Here is a 17,409-nt window from a genome sequence, read left to right on the forward strand (position 1 = left end):
GAGGGCGAGTGCCCACGACCCGACCTCGGCCGGGGAGGCTGTCGTGACGACGTAGACGTGATCGCTGAAGGGCCAATCGTCTGGTGCAATCACTTCGGAGACACCTACCCAGACGGCGCCCTCAGAGAGGAGATGGCATGCAGTTGCCGGAGGTCAAAGGCACGGTCGAACGCCGACTCTTGGTGAACTACCGAGTGGATCCCGAGACCATCGCACGCGTCCTGCCGCGACCCTTTCGTCCACAACTCGTCGGCGGCGCGGCGGTTGCGGGTATCTGCCTAATCCGCCTCGGTGAACTTCGTCCCCAGGGAGTGCCGCGATGGGCGGGGCTTCGCAGCGAGAACGCTGCCCACCGAGTCGCGGTCGAGTGGGATAGCCCGAAAGGCACGCAGGTGGGCGTCTACATCCCCAGGCGACACAGTGACTCCCGGGTCAACGTCGCCATGGGCGGTCGCCTCTATCCCGGCGAACACCACCGGGCACGCTTCCACGTCGCCGAGACAAGCAACACCCTTCACGTCGGCTTCGCAGCCGCGGACGGTTCGGCCGAGGTGGAGGTCGCCGTGCGCCTCACCGATGGGCTCGAGAACAGCGCCTTGTTCGCCGACATCGAGGCAGCGTCCGCCTTCTTCGAACGAGGCTCGGTCGGCTACTCATCCACACGTGACCACCACCGATTCGAGGGGCTCAAGTTGGAGACCTCGGCTTGGAAGGTGGAGCCTGCCGCGGTGACCCAGGCGCACTCGTCGTTCTTCGAAGACCCGGCGATCTTCCCAACCGGCACCGCCGAACTCGACTGTGCGCTTGTCATGCGGGAAGTCCCGGTGGCCTGGAAGTCGCTCGCCGGCCTACGAGTCCGCGCCGAGGCAATCGCTTAGTCCACCCATCACTCCCGGAAATGCCCGCCGAGAGTGATACGCGACTGTGCCGAATCGAGGTCGCGTCTACGCCGGGGCTGATGCCGAGCCAGAGGTCTGGACCACGGCTGTTTCGAGCTTGCCCTGGTTGCCGTTCGAACACTGGCCTACGTGAGCTAGGTCGCGGCGAGCATGGTGTCCCAGAACATCAGCTCGTACGCCTGCAGGAGCCGGGCCGCGGTTCGCGCCCGAGCCGGGGAGTCGCCGGCGCTGAGCCCGGCTTCGATCACCGCGAGCGCCCGCTCCTCGAATCCGGGTGCGGGGGTGGCGAAGACGTCGAAGAATGCGACGGCTGTGTCGTCGGCGTCGTACTCGGATCGCAGCGCCGCGGCGGCCCGGCCACAGTTCGCCCCCCAGGCGGCGAGGTTGGCCACGAAGGCGACGGCCACATCGGTCGCCGACCCGTTGAGGGCGAGCCACGACACGTACGCGGTGTAGGCATGCGCTCCCGGCGTGGGCTCATACTCGCTGAGCCGTCCGGGATCCAGCCCCAGCCACCGAGCAAAGCCGCCCAGAAGGCCGAGCGCGGTTCCTTCACCCTGCGCAAGGCTCAGAAACAGCTCGCCTGCGGCGGAGTCCGCATATCGAGCGCTGAGGTAGGCGAAGCTGCGCCGGTCGCTGGAGATGATCCAATGCTGCTCACCGGCGAACCGCTCCAACGATTCAGTGGGAACGTCGCCTCCGGCGAGCGCACTGGTGAAAGGATGGTTCGCGAGCTTCTGGTCGATCGGTGCCAGCTCGGCCCGAATCTGCTCAACGAGGGCGGCGGCGCTCGTACTCGATGCCATCGGTTCCATCCTCCTCCCGGGGCCTTGGTCTACAGCGGCAACGTATCTTGAACGTCGTACACCGGCCAGCCGTCGTCGCCGCACCGCATCGTCGCCCGCACGCGGTGCGGTTCTGACCGACCGACATCAATGAGGTGTACGACGTCGACGCCCCGGCACGCCAGGGCATCAGCCACCAGGGACCGGTGACACCGCCACCACGGCGTCTCCGCGCACATGACTGCCAGCCGCTCCTGGGCTTCCGTCCGTACGATGAGCGCTCGAAGGGCGCTCCGGAATGCCGGCGTATCCATGTGATCGGCATAGCCGCCGAATGCCGCATCAACGAGTGCCACATGCCGTGACGACGTACGCCGGGATCGTCGGCCACCCAGGTCCTCGCCCTGCCACTCGTACCGGATGCCATCTGCAGGCAGACTCACGGCAAGCGCCTCACGCGCGAACTGTGGATGACGGCGCGAGCCGGGGAACCGCCGGATGTCGATCAGCGCGGCCACACCCGCCTGCTTGAGGATCGTGAGGAGCGCCTCGGCAGACCGAGCACCGTGCCCGACGGTCAGCATGACGACCACCGCTTCTCCTATCCCCGCTAAGCAATCGGCCAACGAAGACGAGCTGCCGGCAGGTCGTGGGATCCCCTGGTCACAAAGTTAGACCAGCTCTGACATCCCCAGCTAACCCTGTGTAGCATGCAAGGACCATGGGAGAGTGGAACTGTGGAAGGTGCACCGGACCGATTGGCCCTAGAGCTGACGTGCAGTCTGGGCGCCCCGCGCGACCGGATCTTCCGTGCCATGACCGAGCCATCCGCATTGTCGAAGTGGTGGGGACCATCGGGATTCACGACACCCGAGATTGAGCTCGACCTCCACGTCGGCGGCGGTTATCGGTTTGGCATGCAACCATCCGACGGCGAGCTGTTTCACCTCGCGGGTGAGTTCATTGACATCGACCCGCCGAGCGTGCTCGCCTACACCTTCCGCTGGGAAGAACCCGACCCTGATGACCAAGAGACACTCGTGAGGCTTTCTCTCCACGCCATCGAAGGCGCCACGCATATGGCGCTCTCACAAGGCGAGTTCGCGACCCAGGCACGGCTGACGCTCCACACGAACGGCTGGATGGACAGCTTCGTGAAGCTGCGCCAACTCATCGAAGCCGACGCATAGCGTCACGCAGTCCCTCTCTTCGCGTCCAAGTCTCGCCTTCGCAGAACGCCCGCATCTGCCGCGTTCCGCGTTGCGCGCGGAGAGCCTCAGCGGCGTGGCACATTCTCCCAGATCACTTTGCGCGGCTCAGGCAACGGCAAGGGCTCGTCGTATGAGTAGACCTCCAGCGAGGACAGCAGGCCGTCTTTGAGGAACAGCAGGAGGCCACCGATGTCTTCACCGTCCGCACCCATCACACGGCCCTCAACTTCGGCAGGGCTACTCGATGTTGAGCGGGGAGCGTGCTGATCTTGTGGCGTGAGGTTGATGGTCCCGCAGCCGCATTCGCACCCTCTGCTGGTAAAGACGTTCCGAGCCTGCTCGCGTAGGGGCTCCACTCCGGCGAAGCTGTGGGCGAGCAGATCATCGAGGAGCCCGCGCTCGACTTGCGATAGACGCCGCTGATCGGTGGAGCCCATGGAGTGAACTTACTGCGCCACAGCATCCGAGACGCACTGATCTGCCGCTGATCGTGAAGCTCGGAACTGCCGAGTTGAGGATGTTGCTGACGCGTCCCAACACGGCTCACTCCCCTGCCATCATTGGGCTCTATGAGGACGCACGGCTGGCCGTATCCCTTTCGGCAACGACCATGGGATGAGATCGACGCCTTCCTTGGGCACATGGCAGATCGCCATGTGGAGTTCCGGCACATGTCAGACATAGTCAAGAGCGTCCTCGCCTCGGATCAGACCGGGGCCTTGGCGGCGTGCACGTCGATGCACGACCTGATCGTGGTGCCGACGCCAATACCTGAGCCGCCTTACGGCGTGGTTGCGGTGCGCGCTCCGGGCTCGATCCACGAGCCAGCCATGGGCTTCGTGCGCATCGAGCACCTCTCTACGACGGGCCACGACGATGTCATCGACAGGCTGGTGGTTGATGCGGTTCCGCTGTTCTGGCGAATCATGATCGAGAAGTTCGGTGTTGATCCTGGTGCTCGCGAACCAACGCACTGACATGCCGCGAAGAGTGAAACGCGACCATGCCGGTGTCAGATCACTTGAGTTGGCCGACCAGTCAGCACGATCGGATCACCCGGATTAACTCGTGTCCGGTAGCGACCAATTCCACGGCCTCATTGAGGCCCTCTGGCAAGTGGATGCGCTGAGCTTCGTCGGTGAGGCAGGTCGGACAGCCGACGGGCATGATCACCCAGCGAGCCGCCCGCGCTCCTTCAACGAGGAGTTCCCACGGCTTCTGCCCGGTGATGTGGTTGGCCATCATGCCGTCGCCGTCGAGGTAGACGACTGCCGAGCCATCGCCATACTCCACGAGCAGCAAGGAATGCTCGGGCTCCTCGCGCACGACGAAAGGATCGAGCACCTGCCGCATTAGTTCACCGCCGCCGGGCTCCGCGTCACCGTGTGCGAACCGCTGGAAGAAGACATCGAAGGACACAGGCAAACACTGCCACGGTGGATGTCAAGAGCGCACGGGTCTGCCGCAGGCAGGGCGGCGCAGCGTGGCCGCTCGTGCCGCCTGAGGTTAGTAGCCTTGCCTTCATGTCGACCAAGTCGGAGCGAGGGGCCGCAGGCGAGGTGGTTGCTGCGTATCACGAGGCGCGTTTGGGTGAGGTTGTCGGGCGTGTAGGGGAAGCGCTGGATCGCTTTCGCGCCGGCGATCTGGACGCGTTCGCCACCGATCAGGTCATCTTCCAGTACAGCCGTGCCGCGAACGAACTGTGGAAGTTCTGCAACCACTCCGACGTCGTGTTCACCGCGCGCAGCTAGTTGCCGAGCGGGCACCGACGGACTGGTGGGAACGGGGAGCGCCGCAGCGAAGATAAGTCGGTGCCGCCGATAGCGATGTGGCCGGCTCGATCTGCCGCGATCAGCCCGGTCACGCCGATGAGCGAGCGTCGCAACGTCCGATGTCGAGTGGGCTTGATCTGACACACTCCGCTCATGGGAAGTGAGGTCGAGCGGGAGCTTGACGACCGCTGGTGGCTCGGTCTGCGTCACGCTGTGGTGGAAGCCGTCCAGGTCACCGACTTCAACGTCGTCATCTTTTTGGGCGCGCGGTCGCGGTCACGATCGACTCCCCGGCGAGTCTTGGTGTCTCGTCATCGCAGCGCCAGACTGACGCCATCAGCAGGAATCGGGATGGCAGTATCTCCGCATCCAAGGCTTTGATGTCACTCCAAGGCCAGCGTGTGGTCTCTGGGGTTGGATTCAAGACGGGCACGTTGCGCATCGTGTTCGACTCCGGCACATTCTTGACGGCTCCCTACAACGAGGCATTCGAGGCTTGGCATCTGAATGGTCCCTCAGGTCGCGTGTGGGTTTCGCTGCCGGGCGGTGGTCTCGCTACCCACCCTCAGGCACGAGCCTGACGTCCGGACATGCCGCTGTCACGTCGGTGGTTCCAGGCCCCACCATGGTTCAGTGACGACGATCTGGTAGCCCGATCCAAGCGCCTCCCGCGTGCGCCGCAGTAGGTCGGTGCCGTCGCGCAACCACGCTGCGTCGCCGGGTCCATCGATCGGGATCTTCTCTTCGCTGTACCGGCGGTTCAAGGCGAGCAGTCGTTCCGCAAGTTCGGCTGGCAGACCGATCTCATCAAGAGCGACGGCTGCGCCGCGCTCGGTCCAGAGTGGTCCCTGGGCCATAGTCGGGCCAGAACTCGAATTGCGTCATTAGTTGACCGTCTCACGACAAGGCGGTGCCCGCACGGATCTGCCGCGGACAGCGTGGTGCCGGCCAGCGACGTTCGATCGTCGGCTCTGCGAGACTGCCTCTGTGGCAGTGACCCCGGTAGCCAATCAGCACGAGCCGGCCCGCGCTGAGGTGCACGCGTGGTGGGAGGACGTCATTGCGGGGCGTCGTACCCGAACCGAGGCGTCGGATTGGGCCGACACATGGGTGCAGGCCAACTTCATGGGCGAAGAGCTTGTGCTTCAAGTCCCCTCGTCTCCACAAAGTTCTTTCCCGCGCGGCTCCTTCGTCGCCGTGCTACGCGCCGCTCCCACCCACCCAAGAACGGTGCGTGCTTCGCGCGCTCCTACGCTGCGCTTTCAGGAACAGCCTGCTGGGACACTACGGGGTGTTGGTGGGTGGGGGTGTGCTGGTGGGGCCGGCTCTGTGGCGCCAGGAGTGGACGACCCAGAGGACTCCGATGAGGGCGATGACGGCCAGGGCGCCGTCGTACATTGCCTGGAAGACCCACATCTGCTGTTTGGTCGGGACGCCCTCCCAGTAGCTGTCGTCGGGCCAGTCCGCGACCCAGCCGCTCCCGGTGAGTCCTTGGGTGATCCAGATGGCCCAGCCGTACGACGCATCCCATGCTCCGTGGAGTGCGGCGACCCCGAGGAGTGTCCATCCCACCCGTGGGGTGAGGCGGAACCCGCCGTTGGGTGGCGCGGCAACGGCGAACAGAGCGCCACCGAGCAGTGCAGTCCAGGTCAGGTGGCCGAACGGAGCGAGCATGGCTCGCGACACCTCGGTTTGCAGGATGCTCAACTCGGGGTGGTCGTTGGTGTGCTGGACGTACGCGTAGAAGGCGTAGCCCGTGCTTTCGAAAGCGGAGAAGCCCGCGCCGACCGTGGCCCCCAGGACTATTCCCCCGTGCACTGTGCGCTCGCGAACCCGCCAGGCGACCGCCACCAGCACAGCACCCTTGGAGACTTCCTCGATCAAGCCGACGCCGAAGAACCCGAGCGCATTACCTATCGGGCCGGACCCGGTCGGCAGCAGGTAGATCTCCGTCACGGCAGAGACGACGACACCGATCGTGCCGGCTGCAAGGAACCCCACGAGGACCACGCTGCTGGTCAGGTGGCAGTCGTCCAGGCGAGCCATCGCGAACGTCACGACCGTGACCGGCACCAGGAAGCTCCCGATCAGGAACAGGGTCGGAACCAGGATCGCGTCCCCGGTGATCGCCGTGACGCCGGCCGCCAGCAGCCAGACCAGTACGCCGGCCAGCAGAATCGCAAGCCACGCGCGCTTCCCCGCGCCAACAGAGAACCCCACCAATTGATCGGCCACGCACCGGACAATGACAGGCGAACGGCGACACAACCTCCTCCTCCGAGGGTGAGATCCAGACCGCCACACTGAAAGCAGCGAGGAGGACGTGGGTAGGGGGTGCATATCCCCACGTCTCGGCTCGGAGCCGGGTCAGCTTGCTCACGGAGAGCACTCCTCGGGGCGGGCGGCGAGGTCGGTCATGAGTTGGTGGCTGGGGTGGGGCGTCCCCCGTGCGGAGGTTGTTCAGGGCACGCGGTAGTGGTTGGCGGCCTCTTGGACTTTGGTTCGTCTGGCGCGCCAGAAGGCTCCGTCAGTGTCGACGGTCGCTTCGTCGGTGCCGATTCGGCCGTCGAGTTGTTCGCGGATGATGCCGGCGTGTTGGGCGGTCTTGGCGACCATTCTGATCAGCGATCGGCGGAGGACGTGGGGTGCGCGGCTGGCCGGGGCGGCGGTTGGGCGACTTCTGGGTCCCGCGGTGGCGGAGGATGGGGTCATGAGTGAGGTCGAAGGGCTGGGGTCGGCGCGTGGGGTCTTTCTGCTGCAGATGGCTGGGCGGCCTGGGGCCGGCAAGAGTACGGTCGCGGCGCGGATCGGGCGTCGGACCGGAGCGGTCGTACTCGACCTGGACGTGCTCAAGTCCACCGCGCTCGACGTCGGGATGGAGTGGGATCTCGTCGGGAAGGTGGGCTACCGCGGAGGGTGGGCGATGGCGGAGGCGCTGCTCGAGCAGGGGTTCAGCGTCATCCTCGACAGCCCGTGCCGGTTCGAATGGATCGTGAACGAGACGACGGCGACCGCCGCGCGGCAGTCCGCGACGTACTGCTTCATCGAGTGTGTCCGCCCGATCTCGAAGAGCTCGGGCGCCGGCTTCGGTCGCGACCACGGATGCGGAGCCAGATGGTGGACGTCCAAGTCGCTTCCCCTGAAGCTCCGGCCACGAACAGCGCTGTCCAAGCGTTGCAGTCCGGCGATGCTTCGATCTCGCAGTCCAAGTACCCGGCGAGTCCCTGGCTGCAGCTCGACACCCGCGAGAACGCCGAACAATCCCTCGCTCGGGCACTCGCTTACCTGGCCGAGCGCCGATCCGTTGCTGGCGGCAACCTCTAGCAGACGGATGTGTCGAGGCAGGTAGTCAGGACAAGCACAGGCAGAAGGGGTGGCCTTCGGGGTCGATCATTACTTGGTGTTCTGAGGGGCGGGGCTGGAGTCCGGCGATGGTCGCGCCGCAGGTGGTGGCCCAGGTGACGGCGGTGTCGAGGTCGTCGACGCCTAGGTCCAGGTGGATGGTCGGGGTTTGTTCGCCGGGGGTGGTTGGCCAGACCGGGCGGCGGAAGTTGGGGTCGTAGTCGAAGTTCAGAGCGAGAGCGGTGACGCCGTCCGGCGGGCAGACGAGTGCCCAGCCGGCGTTCGGGGGTTCTCCGGGTCTGGCCTGCTCGTCGCGGATGTACGGCCAGTTGAGCAGCTTGGCGTAGAAGCGGGCCAGTTCACGCGGTCGCTCCGCCGTGATCGTCAACGCACCGAGGCTGATCGGAGGATTCATCGCACCACCGTCCCGTGAAGGCATGGTGGTTGTCGAGGATGGTCGGTGGAATGTGCGTGCCGAGGTGTGGGTTGTCGATCGGTATGGGACTTGAGATCGGGGTGATTCTGCCGACGTCGTCGCCCGAGGCGGGGCGGGCGATTCTGGGGGATGTGCGGGAGAGTGCCCGGTACGCCGAGGAGGTGGGGCTGGACTCGGTGTGGTCCACGGATCATCTGATTGCCAGTGCGCCGATGTTGGACAGCTCGGTGGTGCTGGCTACCGCGGCGGCGGTGACCGAGCGGATCACGGTGGGGTACAACGTGATGTTGCTGGCGCTGCGGCCGGTGGCTTGGGCGGCCAAGCAGGTGAATAGCTTGCAGCTGCTGTCGAACAACCGGCTCGTCCTGGGCGTGGGCACCGGCAACCCGGCGCACGGTGATATCGGCTGGCGAGCGGCCGGCGTCGAGTTCACGGAGCGCGGCCGGTTGACGGACGCGGCGCTCGCGGTGCTGCCTGACCTGATTGCCGGGAAGCCGGCAGTACTCACGGATGGGCTCGAGGTGACCCTCTCCCCCGGATCGCCGGTTCCGCCGATTGTTGTCGCGGGCAACGGTGTACGTGCGCACCGGCGGGCGGCGCGGTACGGCGACGGGTGGGCGACGCTCGCGATGACGCCGGAGGAGGTTCGGGCGAACCTGGACCGGATCAACCAGTTCGCCGCAGAGTACAACCGGCCGGCGCTCAAGGCGACAGTTGTCGCACCCCAGTTGGACGGTGACCCTGCTGAGCAACTCGTCGCCTACGAGGAGGCGGGCGTCGAGCGGGTGATTCTGCCGCCGACCGGCGACTGGCGCCGCGACACCGAGAACGCCGCCAAGCTCAAGGCGTAGGCCGAACGGCACCCCTGGCCGCGTGGATCAAGCACCGCGGCACGAACAGCTGATATGTAGTGACTTCCTGTCAAGTGGCAGGGTGAGGCGCCCGTCCCGGTGTGCGGGCGGGCGCCTCGTGGCTTCATCGGTTGGTGTGGTGGTGAGCGTGTCGTTGGCGACGCGCGGTCAGACTGATATGCGCGGGTTGGTTACCGCAGGACGGGGTGTTCGGCAGGAGCGGGTCCGCGTGTCTAGAGTCGAGCGTCGCCCGGCCGGGCCGGGTTGCTCATAGCTGTTTCGCGGGTCGCTCCACGCGCTGCTGCCACCACATGGGTCGACGAGGCCAACTCGAGGGGTGTTAGTCGTCCAGCACGGCTAGGGACCAGCACCAGCCGGCGAGTTCGCGGGCGATGGCGACGTTGGCGATCACGGGTCGTTTGCGGCGGTCGATGAACCGGGTCCAGCGCTGGTGCAGCCGGCGGTTGCCGGCGTCGCCGCGGGCGCGGGCTGCCGGTGGGGCGAGTTCCCATCGGTCGCGCAGGGTCTTGCCGGCCCGGTAGCGGGCGCGGTGGTGCCAGGCTGCCTCGACCAGGAGCCTGCGGACGTGGGTGTTGCCGGTCTTGGTGATCGAGCCCTGGACCCGGGATGCGCCGGAGGAGTACTCCGAGGGGACGAGCCCGACGAACGCTGCGATGGTGTTGCCGGTGAACCGGTGCCAGTCGCCGATCTCGACCGCGAGCGCGAACCCGGTCAAAGTGGCGATACCGCGCAGACAGCCCAGCCTGCGCACCAGGGGTGTGAACTGGCTGTCGGTGGCCATCGCCGTGATCGCGGTATCGAGGCGGTCCCGGCGGGCTTGGACGGCCAGCAAGGCGTCGTAGTCGGACTCGAACGTCAACCGCAGCGGCGCGGAGTCGAACGACTGCCGACGCAGCCAGGCATCGTGCGCGCCGGTCCAGGCCTGCCCGCCGGAGTAGACGATGCCCTGGCGCAGCAGCAGTTTCGACAGCCGATGCCGAGCGCGCATCAAGTCACCGCGACAGTCTTCGCGGGCCCGGACCAGATCCCGCGCGGTCTCCTGCTCGACCGTGGGCACCACCACCGGCGTGACCTCGTCCAGGCGCAGCAGCCGGGCCAGGTGGATCGCGTCCCTGGCGTCGGTCTTGACCCGATCGCCCGCCGGGCGCTGCAACTTGCTCGGCGCCGCGACCACACACCGAACCCCCGCCGCGTTCAACGCCCGCGACAACCCGAACCCGGTCGGACCCGCCTCATACGTCACCGCCACCGGACCCGCAAGGCCCCGGATCCACGACCCGATCTCATCGTGCGACGGGCTCAGCCTGGCCTGGACCAGCTCGCCGGTCACACCGTCGATCGCCGCCGCAGCGACCGACCGTGCGTGCACATCCAGCCCAACACTCGTACGCTCGGAAAACACCGGGGCCTCCCACACATGTCGGATAGGCCGAGCAGGCAGCCCCTACTCGGCAACCCACGAATCTGTGTGAGTGAGGCCCCGGCCCGCAACCACTCAGCAACCCCAAGCGGTCACTCCATACCGTCTAGGCGTTGAGCTCGAGGGCTGCGTCCAGGAGGGTCTGGGTGTACTCGTGCTGGGGTGAGCCGAGGACCTCGGTAGCTGAGCCTTCCTCGACCAGTACGCCGCGGCGCATGACGGCGATGCGGTCGCACCGTGCTCCCCCGCCGCTGACTTGACCTTGACACTGGTGTCAGGGTTTACGGTCGTGGCATGTCTGGAGTCATAGTCATCGGGGTCGGACCCGGGATCGGCCTGGCGGTGGCCAAGCGGTTCGTCCGGGAAGGAATGAGCGCCGGGTTGATCGCGCGCTCGGAGCAGAAAGTGAAGGCTGCGGCCGACGCGCTCACGGGCGCCAAGGTCCTCGCGCTTACCGCGGACAGCACCGACGAGGCGGGGCTGCGGGCCGCGCTCGACCGGGTGATCGGAGAGCACGGCGTACCCGAGGTGGTCGTCTACAACGCGGGGCTCATCCAGGCCGACGCGGTCGGCGACCTGACCGCTCAGCAGCAACTGGACGCGTGGGCGGTCAATGTGGTCGGTGCGATCACCGCCGCGGCGCACGTCGTGCCGGCGATGGTCGAGCGCGGCACCGGCACCTTCATCATCACGGGCGGGATGCCCGAGCCGAAGCCGGCGTACGTCAGCCTGTCGCTCGGGAAGGCCGGCGTCCGAGCGCTCGTGACGCTCCTCGACCAGCAGTACGGCGCCGCCGGCATCCACGCGGCGACCGTCACCGTGGTCGACGCCGTTGCTCCTGGCACCCGCTGGGACCCGGACGACATCGCCGACCAGTACTGGCGCCTGCACACCCAGTCGCGCGCTGAGTGGGAGCACGAAGTCGTGTACTGAGTGGACTGCCGAAGGCGGCACGGAATGGCCCTGCCGAGCGGCGGTGGTGGCGGGGAGACTGTCTACTGTTCGCCACAGCTGAGGATGTGACCGATGTACGTGCCCGCGCATTTCGCCGCCGATGACGAAGCGGTTCAGGACCTGCTTGCCCATCACGGTGCCGCCGACCTGGTGACCATGACGACGGACGGGCTGGTGGCGACCATGCTGCCGTTCGTCTACGACCGGTCGAGGAACGTGCTGCTCGGGCACTTCGCGCGGAACAACGATCACTGGCGCCGGAGCGTGGTCGGTGACGCGCTGGTGATCATGCGCGGGCCGGACGCCTACGTCTCGCCGACCTGGTACGCGTCCAAGCGGGAACACGGCCGGGTCGTGCCGACCTGGAACTACGTGACCGCGCACGTGTACGGAACCATGACCGTGCACGACGATCCGGCCTGGGTCGCGGACGTCGTCCGGCGGTTGTCGGATCACCACGAGGCGAGCCGGGCGGACCCGTGGTCGGTGGACGATGCGCCGGAGAAGTTCGTCAGCGGGCAACTGCGGGCCATCGTTGGCGTCGAGATCGCGATCAGCCGGATCGAAGCGAAGGTCAAGCTCAGCCAGAACAGGCCCGAAGCCGACATTGACGGGGTGATCGAGGGGCTGCGCGCGGACGGCGACGACCGGACCGCGGCCGCAGTCGCCCAGCACCGACGGTGAATCAGAGCAGGCGCTGGATCAGAGGAGGCCGCGTCTGAACGACTCTGCGACGGCGGAGGCGCGGTCGGGGACCTCGAGCTTGGCGTAGATGTTCAGCAGATGGGTCTTGACCGTCGCCTCGCTGATGAACAGGTGGACGGCGGTCTCGCGGTTGGTGTTTCCGGCGGCGACCAGGCGGAGGACTTCGAGTTCGCGTGGGCTGAGCAGCTCGGGTGCGGGCGGCGTACGGACGCGGTTCATCAGGGCACTCACCACGGACGGCGCGAGGACCGACTGACCGTCCGCCGCGGCCCGGACCGCTCGGAGCAACTCGTCGCGCGGTGCGTCCTTCAACAGGTAGCCGGTCGCGCCGGCCTCGATCGCGGGTACGACGTAGCCGTCGGTGTCGTAGGTGGTCAGCACGAGCACGCGAGCGGTGACACCGCGCTTCGCGAGTTCGGCGATCGCGGCCAGGCCGTCGACGCCCGGCATCTGCAGGTCCATCAGGATCACGTCCGGGCGGAGTGCCTCCGCGAGCCGGATCGCCTCGGCACCGTCGCCCGCTTCGCCGACCACCTCGAGCCCGGGCTCGGCCGCGAACATCCCGCTCAACCCGTCCCGGACCACCGGATGGTCGTCAGCGATCAGCAGTCTGATCACGCCGGCACCCCCGCTCCGGGCGTCGGGACGGCCGCGGAGATCGCCGTACCCGAGCCCGGCTCGGACTCGATCTCCAGCGTCCCGTTCAGGCCCTCGATCCGCTGCCGCATCGCGACCAGGCCGAAGCCGCCACCCTCGGAGCCGTTGTGGCGGGACGGGTCGAAGCCGACGCCGTCGTCGCGGACATCCAAGGCGACCCCTTCTCCATGTACGACAGCGTCACACCGACACGGGTCGCCTCCGCGTACTTCGCCACGTTTGTCAGCGCCTCCTGGGTCGCACGGAGCAGAGCGGCTTCGGCCTCGGGCGTCATCACCCGCGGGGTCCCGGTCGTCGTCAGTTGTACGGCGATCCCGTGCAGAGCGGACCAGCGCCGTACGACGTCGGCGATCGCCTCACTCAAGGTCGCCGTCTGCAAGGGCTGTGGACGGAGAGCGTGGACCGAACGTCGCGCTTCGGTCAGACTCTCGCGGGCCAGACCGACCGCGGCCGTCACGTGCCGGCGCCAGTCGGTGGAGTGCTCGGCCGCCCGCAGTTGGGTGACGATCCCGGTCAGGCCTTGGGCGAGGGTGTCGTGGATCTCGTGGGCCATCCGCTGCCGCTCGTCGTGGACGCCGGCCTCGCGCGCTTGGGTGACGAGCTGGTCGTGCAGGTCGCGTTCTCGGCCAGGGTCGCCTCGAGACGGCGGTTCGTCTCGGTGAGCTCGTCGACGGCCTCCTGGCGTTCGCGGCTGAGCACCTCACTTCTCCAGCCGAGCCACGCCGCCATGCACATCCCGATCACGTTCACTCCGACGACTGCGGCGTACGCGAGCAGGCCGACGGCGTCGTGCTTCGGGATGGCGTACGCCTGCGCCGTACCGGCCACGACCGCGACGGCGCCGACACCGGCCAGGCGGGTGGGCCAGGGCAGCAGGAGGAAGGTGTAGAAGTACCCGGCCGGGGTGAGGAAGCCGAACCACGGATCGCGGATCACCAGCACCGCCATGAGCAGCACGAAGCCGGTGATGAAGACCGCCATCGGGCCGAACCGCTCGCGTTCGGCCGGGCGCAGCGTGAACATCGCGAGTATCCAGAGCGCGGTCGCGGCACAGAGCACGAGGTCGACGACGAGCGACCCGGGCTCGGAGCGTTTGATCAGGACGGTGATCGCGGTCAGGAAGGCGAGCAAGACGTACGGCGCCACGGTCAACCGCACCGGCCAGACCCGCTCGCTCATCCGCCCTCCTCGTCCGTCGCCGTCCTGCTCACCGCCCAGTGAACACCGAGCGCAAGTGCCGCCCGTTCACCAACAACGCGACACCGAGCAGCAGGAGTCCGCAGATGGCTTGCTCGCACTTCATCCAGAGCGGGAAAGTGCCCGGCAACGCGATGATCACCACGATCGCGACCAGCATGATCGCCGACACCAGCCGCAGCCGGAGGAACCCCTTCCGGGATCCCCGCGCGGCCCGGCGGGCGAACGCGAACGTGAGCAGCGCGCTGGCCACCACGATCGTCCCGCGGGTCCAGACCGCGTCGTTGACCGCCGCCGCATCGTTGCGCAGGGCAATGATGGCGAGCAGCGTCAGCACGCTGACGGCGAGGTAGGCGCCGACGAGTAGTTGCACGCTGCGCAACGCTCCGACGCTCCGGGGGTGCTGCACGTCGACCATGGATGACATCTCAGAACTCCTCTGTTGTGATCTCGGCACCTCTTCACTGTCGCGATCCCGACCCCACCCGCACATCGCCCGCCCGGCTCTACCCGGCCCTCGTCCGGTGGATCACCCACTCCACCGATCGGTGGAGGCATGCAAAAGATCGTTGCCCTGAGCACCTTCCTTCCGTGACAGTTTGTGCACGGATTGTCACGGGCTGTTTGCGGGTCCGTGCAGATGTCCGGACAAGCCTGGCGGCGGTGGGAGCCGACGGCAGATCGTCTTGTGAGGAAGCGAAATCGACGAGGAACGAGATCGAGTCAGCCGGTCGACCACGGGAGGGTCCGGACGCGTGCTCGAGACTTATCGCGGCATCCCACACCTACTGGACACCTGGCTCGTGCTCACCGGCATGTCCCTGCCGATCGCCATCTCGTCGCTGCGCCGCCCGGGCGACCTGGTCCCGCGGCTGGCGGCGTTCTGCCTGCCGGCGGCCTTCGCGCTGGTACTCGCGGCCACCCTCAGCCCGACCGCTCACCGGCTGGGTCAGATCGGCCAGTGCGGCACCCACCTGACCACCACCGGCGGACTGACCTCGCTTCAGGGCCTGCTCAACGTTCTGCTGTTCGTCCCGGCCGCGGGCATGCTCACGCTGGCCAGCGGCCGCCCGGCCGACGGGATCGCCGCCGGGATCGGGATGTCGGCCGCAGTCGAGGCGGTCCAGGCGCTGATCCCGCAGCTCGGCAGGTCGTGCCAGTTGCACGACCTGATCGCGAACTCGATCGGCGCGTTCTGCGGGGTGGGTGTGGCCGCCGGCCTGCAGAACATCACCCGCAGCCGTCGGCTGGTCGCCGGTCCGTACGTCGTCGAGCACTCCGCGATGCTCGTCGTACGATCTCGGCGGGTCGCTCGGCATCGGCGCGGCGGGCTCGTCCAGCGGCCCGTGCCGGTCCTGAAACCAGCCCCGACGCCGGCGAACGGTTTACGTCCGGTCGCGCGGGCGCGATGAGCTGTGAGATGTCACAGAACGAACACAGAGTTATCCGGATAGTTATCCACAGCCTGTGGATAAAACGGGGGATGACGGCCCGGCTACACGGAGATATCCACAGGCTGGTCTCTCACGGGCGGACGTCGAGGCCCAGCGTGGCCGCGACGACCATCGCCTGGGTGACGTCGATCCGCGCATCCCTGAGGACGACAGTCAGCGGATCGAGCGTCGAGAGGTCGGATCCGCGCAGGTCGGCACCGGTGAAGTCGGCCCGCTGCAGCGACGCACCGGACAGATCGAGGTCGCGCAGCACCGCCTTCGCCGCCCGGATACCGGTCAGCTCCGCCTCGCGCAGCTTCACCCCGGTGAACTCGGTCCCCTTCAGATCCGCGCCCGGGAGACCGGTGAACGACCAGTCGCCGCCGGACACCTTGAGCAGGTTGTAGGTGCAGTCGTCGAAGTAGCTGCCGACCAGCTTGCACCGGGTGAACGTGGTGTCGAACAGCGAGCAGCGCACGAAGGTGCAGTTCACGAACGCGGCGTCGGTGTGGGTCGAGGCGTTGAACCGGACCCCGCGGAACGTGCACTCCTCGAAGATCCCGCCGCGGTTGTCCACCTCGGTCAGGTCGGAGTCGATGAACAGCACCCGGCGGTACGTCTGCCCGGACGGGTCGGCGTCGTCCCAGTCGCGGATCGTCGACTCGGTCGGCGCTCCCGGTCGCGCACGGTCGGCCATGACTGCTCCCTCGATCGGTGCCAGGAGTCCCTACCCTGCCATCCCACACCGACAGCGCCATTAACGGCCGTACACGAGTTGTGATGGGTACGACGGAGAACGGTAGGCGGACCGACAACTAGGGGCCGCACGATGGAGGGGTGACCGGAACTGAGCGGGTGATGGTGTTCGGCGCGGGAGGTTTCCTCGGAGCCAGGATCTGCGCGCTGCTCGCCGACCGCGGGGTCGAGTACCGCGGGATGAGCCGGAGCCGGGGCGAGCCGTACCGGCTGTGCGACCTGGCCTCGATGCACTCCTACGCCCTGGACACCCAGATCGGCCTGTACAAACCGACCGTGATCGTCAACGCCGCGGGCGCCACGCTGGGCGCGCCGGCCGACCTGGTCCGGGCGAACGTGATCGCCGTCGAGGCTCTGCTCGCCTCGGCCCGCGACAACGCCGGCCACGCCCGCTTCGTCCAGCTCGGTTCGGCGGCCGAGTACGGCGGTGGGCCGCATGGCACCAGCCAGGACGAGCAGACCGAACCTCACCCGGCCGGCCCGTACGGAACCACCAAGCTGGCCGGATCCGAGCTCGTCCTGCGGGCCCAGCGGAACGGCGCGGATGCCGTCGTACTCCGGATCTTCGACGTGATCGGACCCGGCGCGCCCGAGAGCACGCTGACCGGCCGCGTGATCCGGGATCTCCGCTCCCGGCAGTTGATCGAGGTCGGCTCGCTCGACGTGTGGCGGGACTTCGTCGACGTTCGCGATGTCGCCGAGGCCGTGCTCGCGGTGGCCCTCGCGGACGCGAAGCCGCCGCCGGTCCTGAACGTCGGCACCGGTCGGGCGACCCTCGCCCGGGATGTCGCCGGTCAGCTGTTCGAGCTGAGCGGCCAGCCGGCGAAGATCGTGGAGGAGGGTGATCCGGGCGTGAGCTGGCAGCAGGCGGACGTGAATCTGATCGGTGCACAGCTCGGGTGGTCGCCGAAGATCACCCTCGAGCAATCACTGGCCGACAGCTGGTCAGGCTCCACATAGGACACTGGGT

General features: G+C 67.4%; 24 protein-coding genes and 1 pseudogene. 11 read left to right on the top strand and 14 right to left on the bottom strand.

The window, feature by feature from the left end; genetic code table 11:
* Positions 1-137: 137 nt before the first annotated feature.
* A complete protein-coding gene (locus AB0E63_RS09170; RefSeq protein ID WP_360363462.1) occupies positions 138-878 on the top strand; it encodes a DUF2071 domain-containing protein in 741 nt (246 codons plus the stop codon).
* Between the two features lie 155 nt (positions 879-1,033).
* Here AB0E63_RS09170 and AB0E63_RS09175 read toward each other — a convergent pair whose 3' ends face one another.
* Both AB0E63_RS09175 and AB0E63_RS09180 read right to left on the bottom strand, forming a co-directional pair.
* On the bottom strand, positions 1,034-1,705 hold the full coding sequence (locus AB0E63_RS09175; protein ID WP_360363464.1) for a hypothetical protein: 672 nt from the start codon (positions 1,703-1,705) through the stop codon (positions 1,034-1,036).
* A gap of 29 nt (positions 1,706-1,734) precedes the next feature.
* On the bottom strand, positions 1,735-2,268 hold the full coding sequence (locus AB0E63_RS09180) for a DUF488 domain-containing protein (RefSeq protein ID WP_360363614.1): 534 nt from the start codon (positions 2,266-2,268) through the stop codon (positions 1,735-1,737).
* A 126-nt stretch (positions 2,269-2,394) separates the two neighbouring features.
* Here AB0E63_RS09180 and AB0E63_RS09185 point away from each other — a divergent pair, with 126 nt between their 5' ends.
* Entirely contained in the window at positions 2,395-2,874 is a 480-nt protein-coding gene (locus AB0E63_RS09185) for an SRPBCC domain-containing protein (RefSeq protein WP_360363466.1), read from the top strand.
* Positions 2,875-2,960: 86 nt separating this feature from the next.
* On the opposite strand, the gene AB0E63_RS09190 is transcribed toward AB0E63_RS09185, so the two are convergent.
* Positions 2,961-3,332, bottom strand: coding sequence for a hypothetical protein (locus tag AB0E63_RS09190; RefSeq protein ID WP_360363468.1), 372 nt, complete (start codon positions 3,330-3,332; stop codon positions 2,961-2,963).
* 204 nt (positions 3,333-3,536) lie between these two features.
* Between AB0E63_RS09190 and AB0E63_RS09195 the strand changes: the two genes are divergently transcribed.
* The gene (locus tag AB0E63_RS09195) at positions 3,537-3,872 is read left to right on the top strand and encodes a hypothetical protein (protein ID WP_360363469.1); all 336 of its coding nucleotides are present in this window, start codon (positions 3,537-3,539) and stop codon (positions 3,870-3,872) included.
* Positions 3,873-3,933: 61 nt separating this feature from the next.
* Here AB0E63_RS09195 and AB0E63_RS09200 read toward each other — a convergent pair whose 3' ends face one another.
* Positions 3,934-4,314, bottom strand: a complete 381-nt coding sequence (locus tag AB0E63_RS09200) for a hypothetical protein (RefSeq protein ID WP_360363471.1) — start codon at positions 4,312-4,314, stop codon at positions 3,934-3,936.
* Between the two features lie 104 nt (positions 4,315-4,418).
* Between AB0E63_RS09200 and AB0E63_RS09205 the strand changes: the two genes are divergently transcribed.
* Both AB0E63_RS09205 and AB0E63_RS09210 read left to right on the top strand, forming a co-directional pair.
* Positions 4,419-4,646: a hypothetical protein gene (locus tag AB0E63_RS09205; protein WP_360363473.1), complete on the top strand. Its 228-nt coding sequence runs from the start codon at positions 4,419-4,421 to the stop codon at positions 4,644-4,646.
* 212 nt (positions 4,647-4,858) lie between these two features.
* On the top strand, positions 4,859-5,248 hold the full coding sequence (locus tag AB0E63_RS09210; RefSeq protein WP_360363475.1) for a DUF6188 family protein: 390 nt from the start codon (positions 4,859-4,861) through the stop codon (positions 5,246-5,248).
* Positions 5,249-5,951: 703 nt separating this feature from the next.
* Here the strand turns inward: AB0E63_RS09210 and AB0E63_RS09215 are convergent.
* Together AB0E63_RS09215 and AB0E63_RS09220 are read right to left on the bottom strand one after the other, a co-directional pair.
* The gene (locus tag AB0E63_RS09215; protein ID WP_360363477.1) at positions 5,952-6,902 is read right to left on the bottom strand and encodes a PrsW family glutamic-type intramembrane protease; all 951 of its coding nucleotides are present in this window, start codon (positions 6,900-6,902) and stop codon (positions 5,952-5,954) included.
* A gap of 225 nt (positions 6,903-7,127) precedes the next feature.
* Positions 7,128-7,283, bottom strand: a complete 156-nt coding sequence (locus AB0E63_RS09220) for a hypothetical protein (RefSeq protein WP_360363479.1) — start codon at positions 7,281-7,283, stop codon at positions 7,128-7,130.
* A gap of 94 nt (positions 7,284-7,377) precedes the next feature.
* Here AB0E63_RS09220 and AB0E63_RS09225 point away from each other — a divergent pair, with 94 nt between their 5' ends.
* Complete coding sequence (locus AB0E63_RS09225; protein ID WP_360363481.1) at positions 7,378-8,016, top strand: AAA family ATPase; 639 nt, start codon at positions 7,378-7,380, stop codon at positions 8,014-8,016.
* On the opposite strand, the gene AB0E63_RS09230 is transcribed toward AB0E63_RS09225, so the two are convergent.
* Positions 8,017-8,424, bottom strand: coding sequence for a VOC family protein (locus AB0E63_RS09230; protein WP_360363483.1), 408 nt, complete (start codon positions 8,422-8,424; stop codon positions 8,017-8,019).
* An 83-nt stretch (positions 8,425-8,507) separates the two neighbouring features.
* Here AB0E63_RS09230 and AB0E63_RS09235 point away from each other — a divergent pair, with 83 nt between their 5' ends.
* A complete protein-coding gene (locus AB0E63_RS09235; protein ID WP_360363485.1) occupies positions 8,508-9,296 on the top strand; it encodes an LLM class flavin-dependent oxidoreductase in 789 nt (262 codons plus the stop codon).
* A 340-nt stretch (positions 9,297-9,636) separates the two neighbouring features.
* Here the strand turns inward: AB0E63_RS09235 and AB0E63_RS09240 are convergent, their stop codons facing one another.
* Positions 9,637-10,719, bottom strand: a complete 1,083-nt coding sequence (locus AB0E63_RS09240) for an IS110 family transposase (protein WP_360363487.1) — start codon at positions 10,717-10,719, stop codon at positions 9,637-9,639.
* 312 nt (positions 10,720-11,031) lie between these two features.
* Between AB0E63_RS09240 and AB0E63_RS09245 the strand changes: the two genes are divergently transcribed.
* Positions 11,032-11,670, top strand: coding sequence for an SDR family NAD(P)-dependent oxidoreductase (locus AB0E63_RS09245; RefSeq protein WP_360363489.1), 639 nt, complete (start codon positions 11,032-11,034; stop codon positions 11,668-11,670).
* Positions 11,671-11,763: 93 nt separating this feature from the next.
* Complete coding sequence (locus tag AB0E63_RS09250; RefSeq protein WP_360363491.1) at positions 11,764-12,375, top strand: FMN-binding negative transcriptional regulator; 612 nt, start codon at positions 11,764-11,766, stop codon at positions 12,373-12,375.
* 18 nt (positions 12,376-12,393) lie between these two features.
* Here the strand turns inward: AB0E63_RS09250 and AB0E63_RS09255 are convergent, their stop codons facing one another.
* The 5 genes and pseudogenes from AB0E63_RS09255 to AB0E63_RS09275 all read right to left on the bottom strand — a co-directional run bounded on the left by AB0E63_RS09255 (position 12,394) and on the right by AB0E63_RS09275 (position 14,677).
* Positions 12,394-13,014 (bottom strand): response regulator transcription factor, encoded by a 621-nt coding sequence (locus AB0E63_RS09255; RefSeq protein WP_360363493.1) that lies wholly within the window; start codon positions 13,012-13,014, stop codon positions 12,394-12,396.
* Positions 13,011-13,205: an ATP-binding protein gene (locus AB0E63_RS09260; RefSeq protein ID WP_360363495.1), complete on the bottom strand. Its 195-nt coding sequence runs from the start codon at positions 13,203-13,205 to the stop codon at positions 13,011-13,013. The genes AB0E63_RS09255 and AB0E63_RS09260 overlap by 4 nt, the downstream gene beginning before the upstream one ends.
* Before the next feature lie 287 nt (positions 13,206-13,492).
* Positions 13,493-13,606 (bottom strand): annotated as a pseudogene (locus AB0E63_RS09265) (histidine kinase); the annotation flags it as partial.
* Positions 13,567-14,232, bottom strand: a complete 666-nt coding sequence (locus AB0E63_RS09270; RefSeq protein WP_360363497.1) for a hypothetical protein — start codon at positions 14,230-14,232, stop codon at positions 13,567-13,569. The pseudogene AB0E63_RS09265 and the gene AB0E63_RS09270, both read right to left, overlap by 40 nt.
* Before the next feature lie 28 nt (positions 14,233-14,260).
* Complete coding sequence (locus AB0E63_RS09275) at positions 14,261-14,677, bottom strand: hypothetical protein (protein WP_360363499.1); 417 nt, start codon at positions 14,675-14,677, stop codon at positions 14,261-14,263.
* A gap of 328 nt (positions 14,678-15,005) precedes the next feature.
* On the opposite strand from AB0E63_RS09275, the gene AB0E63_RS09280 reads away from it, so the two are divergent.
* On the top strand, positions 15,006-15,662 hold the full coding sequence (locus AB0E63_RS09280; protein ID WP_360363500.1) for a VanZ family protein: 657 nt from the start codon (positions 15,006-15,008) through the stop codon (positions 15,660-15,662).
* Between the two features lie 112 nt (positions 15,663-15,774).
* On the opposite strand, the gene AB0E63_RS09285 is transcribed toward AB0E63_RS09280, so the two are convergent.
* Positions 15,775-16,380 carry a pentapeptide repeat-containing protein gene (locus AB0E63_RS09285; protein WP_360363502.1) on the bottom strand — a complete coding sequence of 202 codons (606 nt, stop codon included), beginning with the start codon at positions 16,378-16,380 and terminating at the stop codon, positions 15,775-15,777.
* Between the two features lie 140 nt (positions 16,381-16,520).
* Between AB0E63_RS09285 and AB0E63_RS09290 the strand changes: the two genes are divergently transcribed.
* On the top strand, positions 16,521-17,399 hold the full coding sequence (locus tag AB0E63_RS09290) for an NAD-dependent epimerase/dehydratase family protein (protein ID WP_360363504.1): 879 nt from the start codon (positions 16,521-16,523) through the stop codon (positions 17,397-17,399).
* Positions 17,400-17,409: the final 10 nt, after the last annotated feature.

This window comes from Kribbella sp. NPDC026596 (genome assembly GCF_040638415.1).
GTDB lineage: Bacteria > Actinomycetota > Actinomycetes > Propionibacteriales > Kribbellaceae > Kribbella.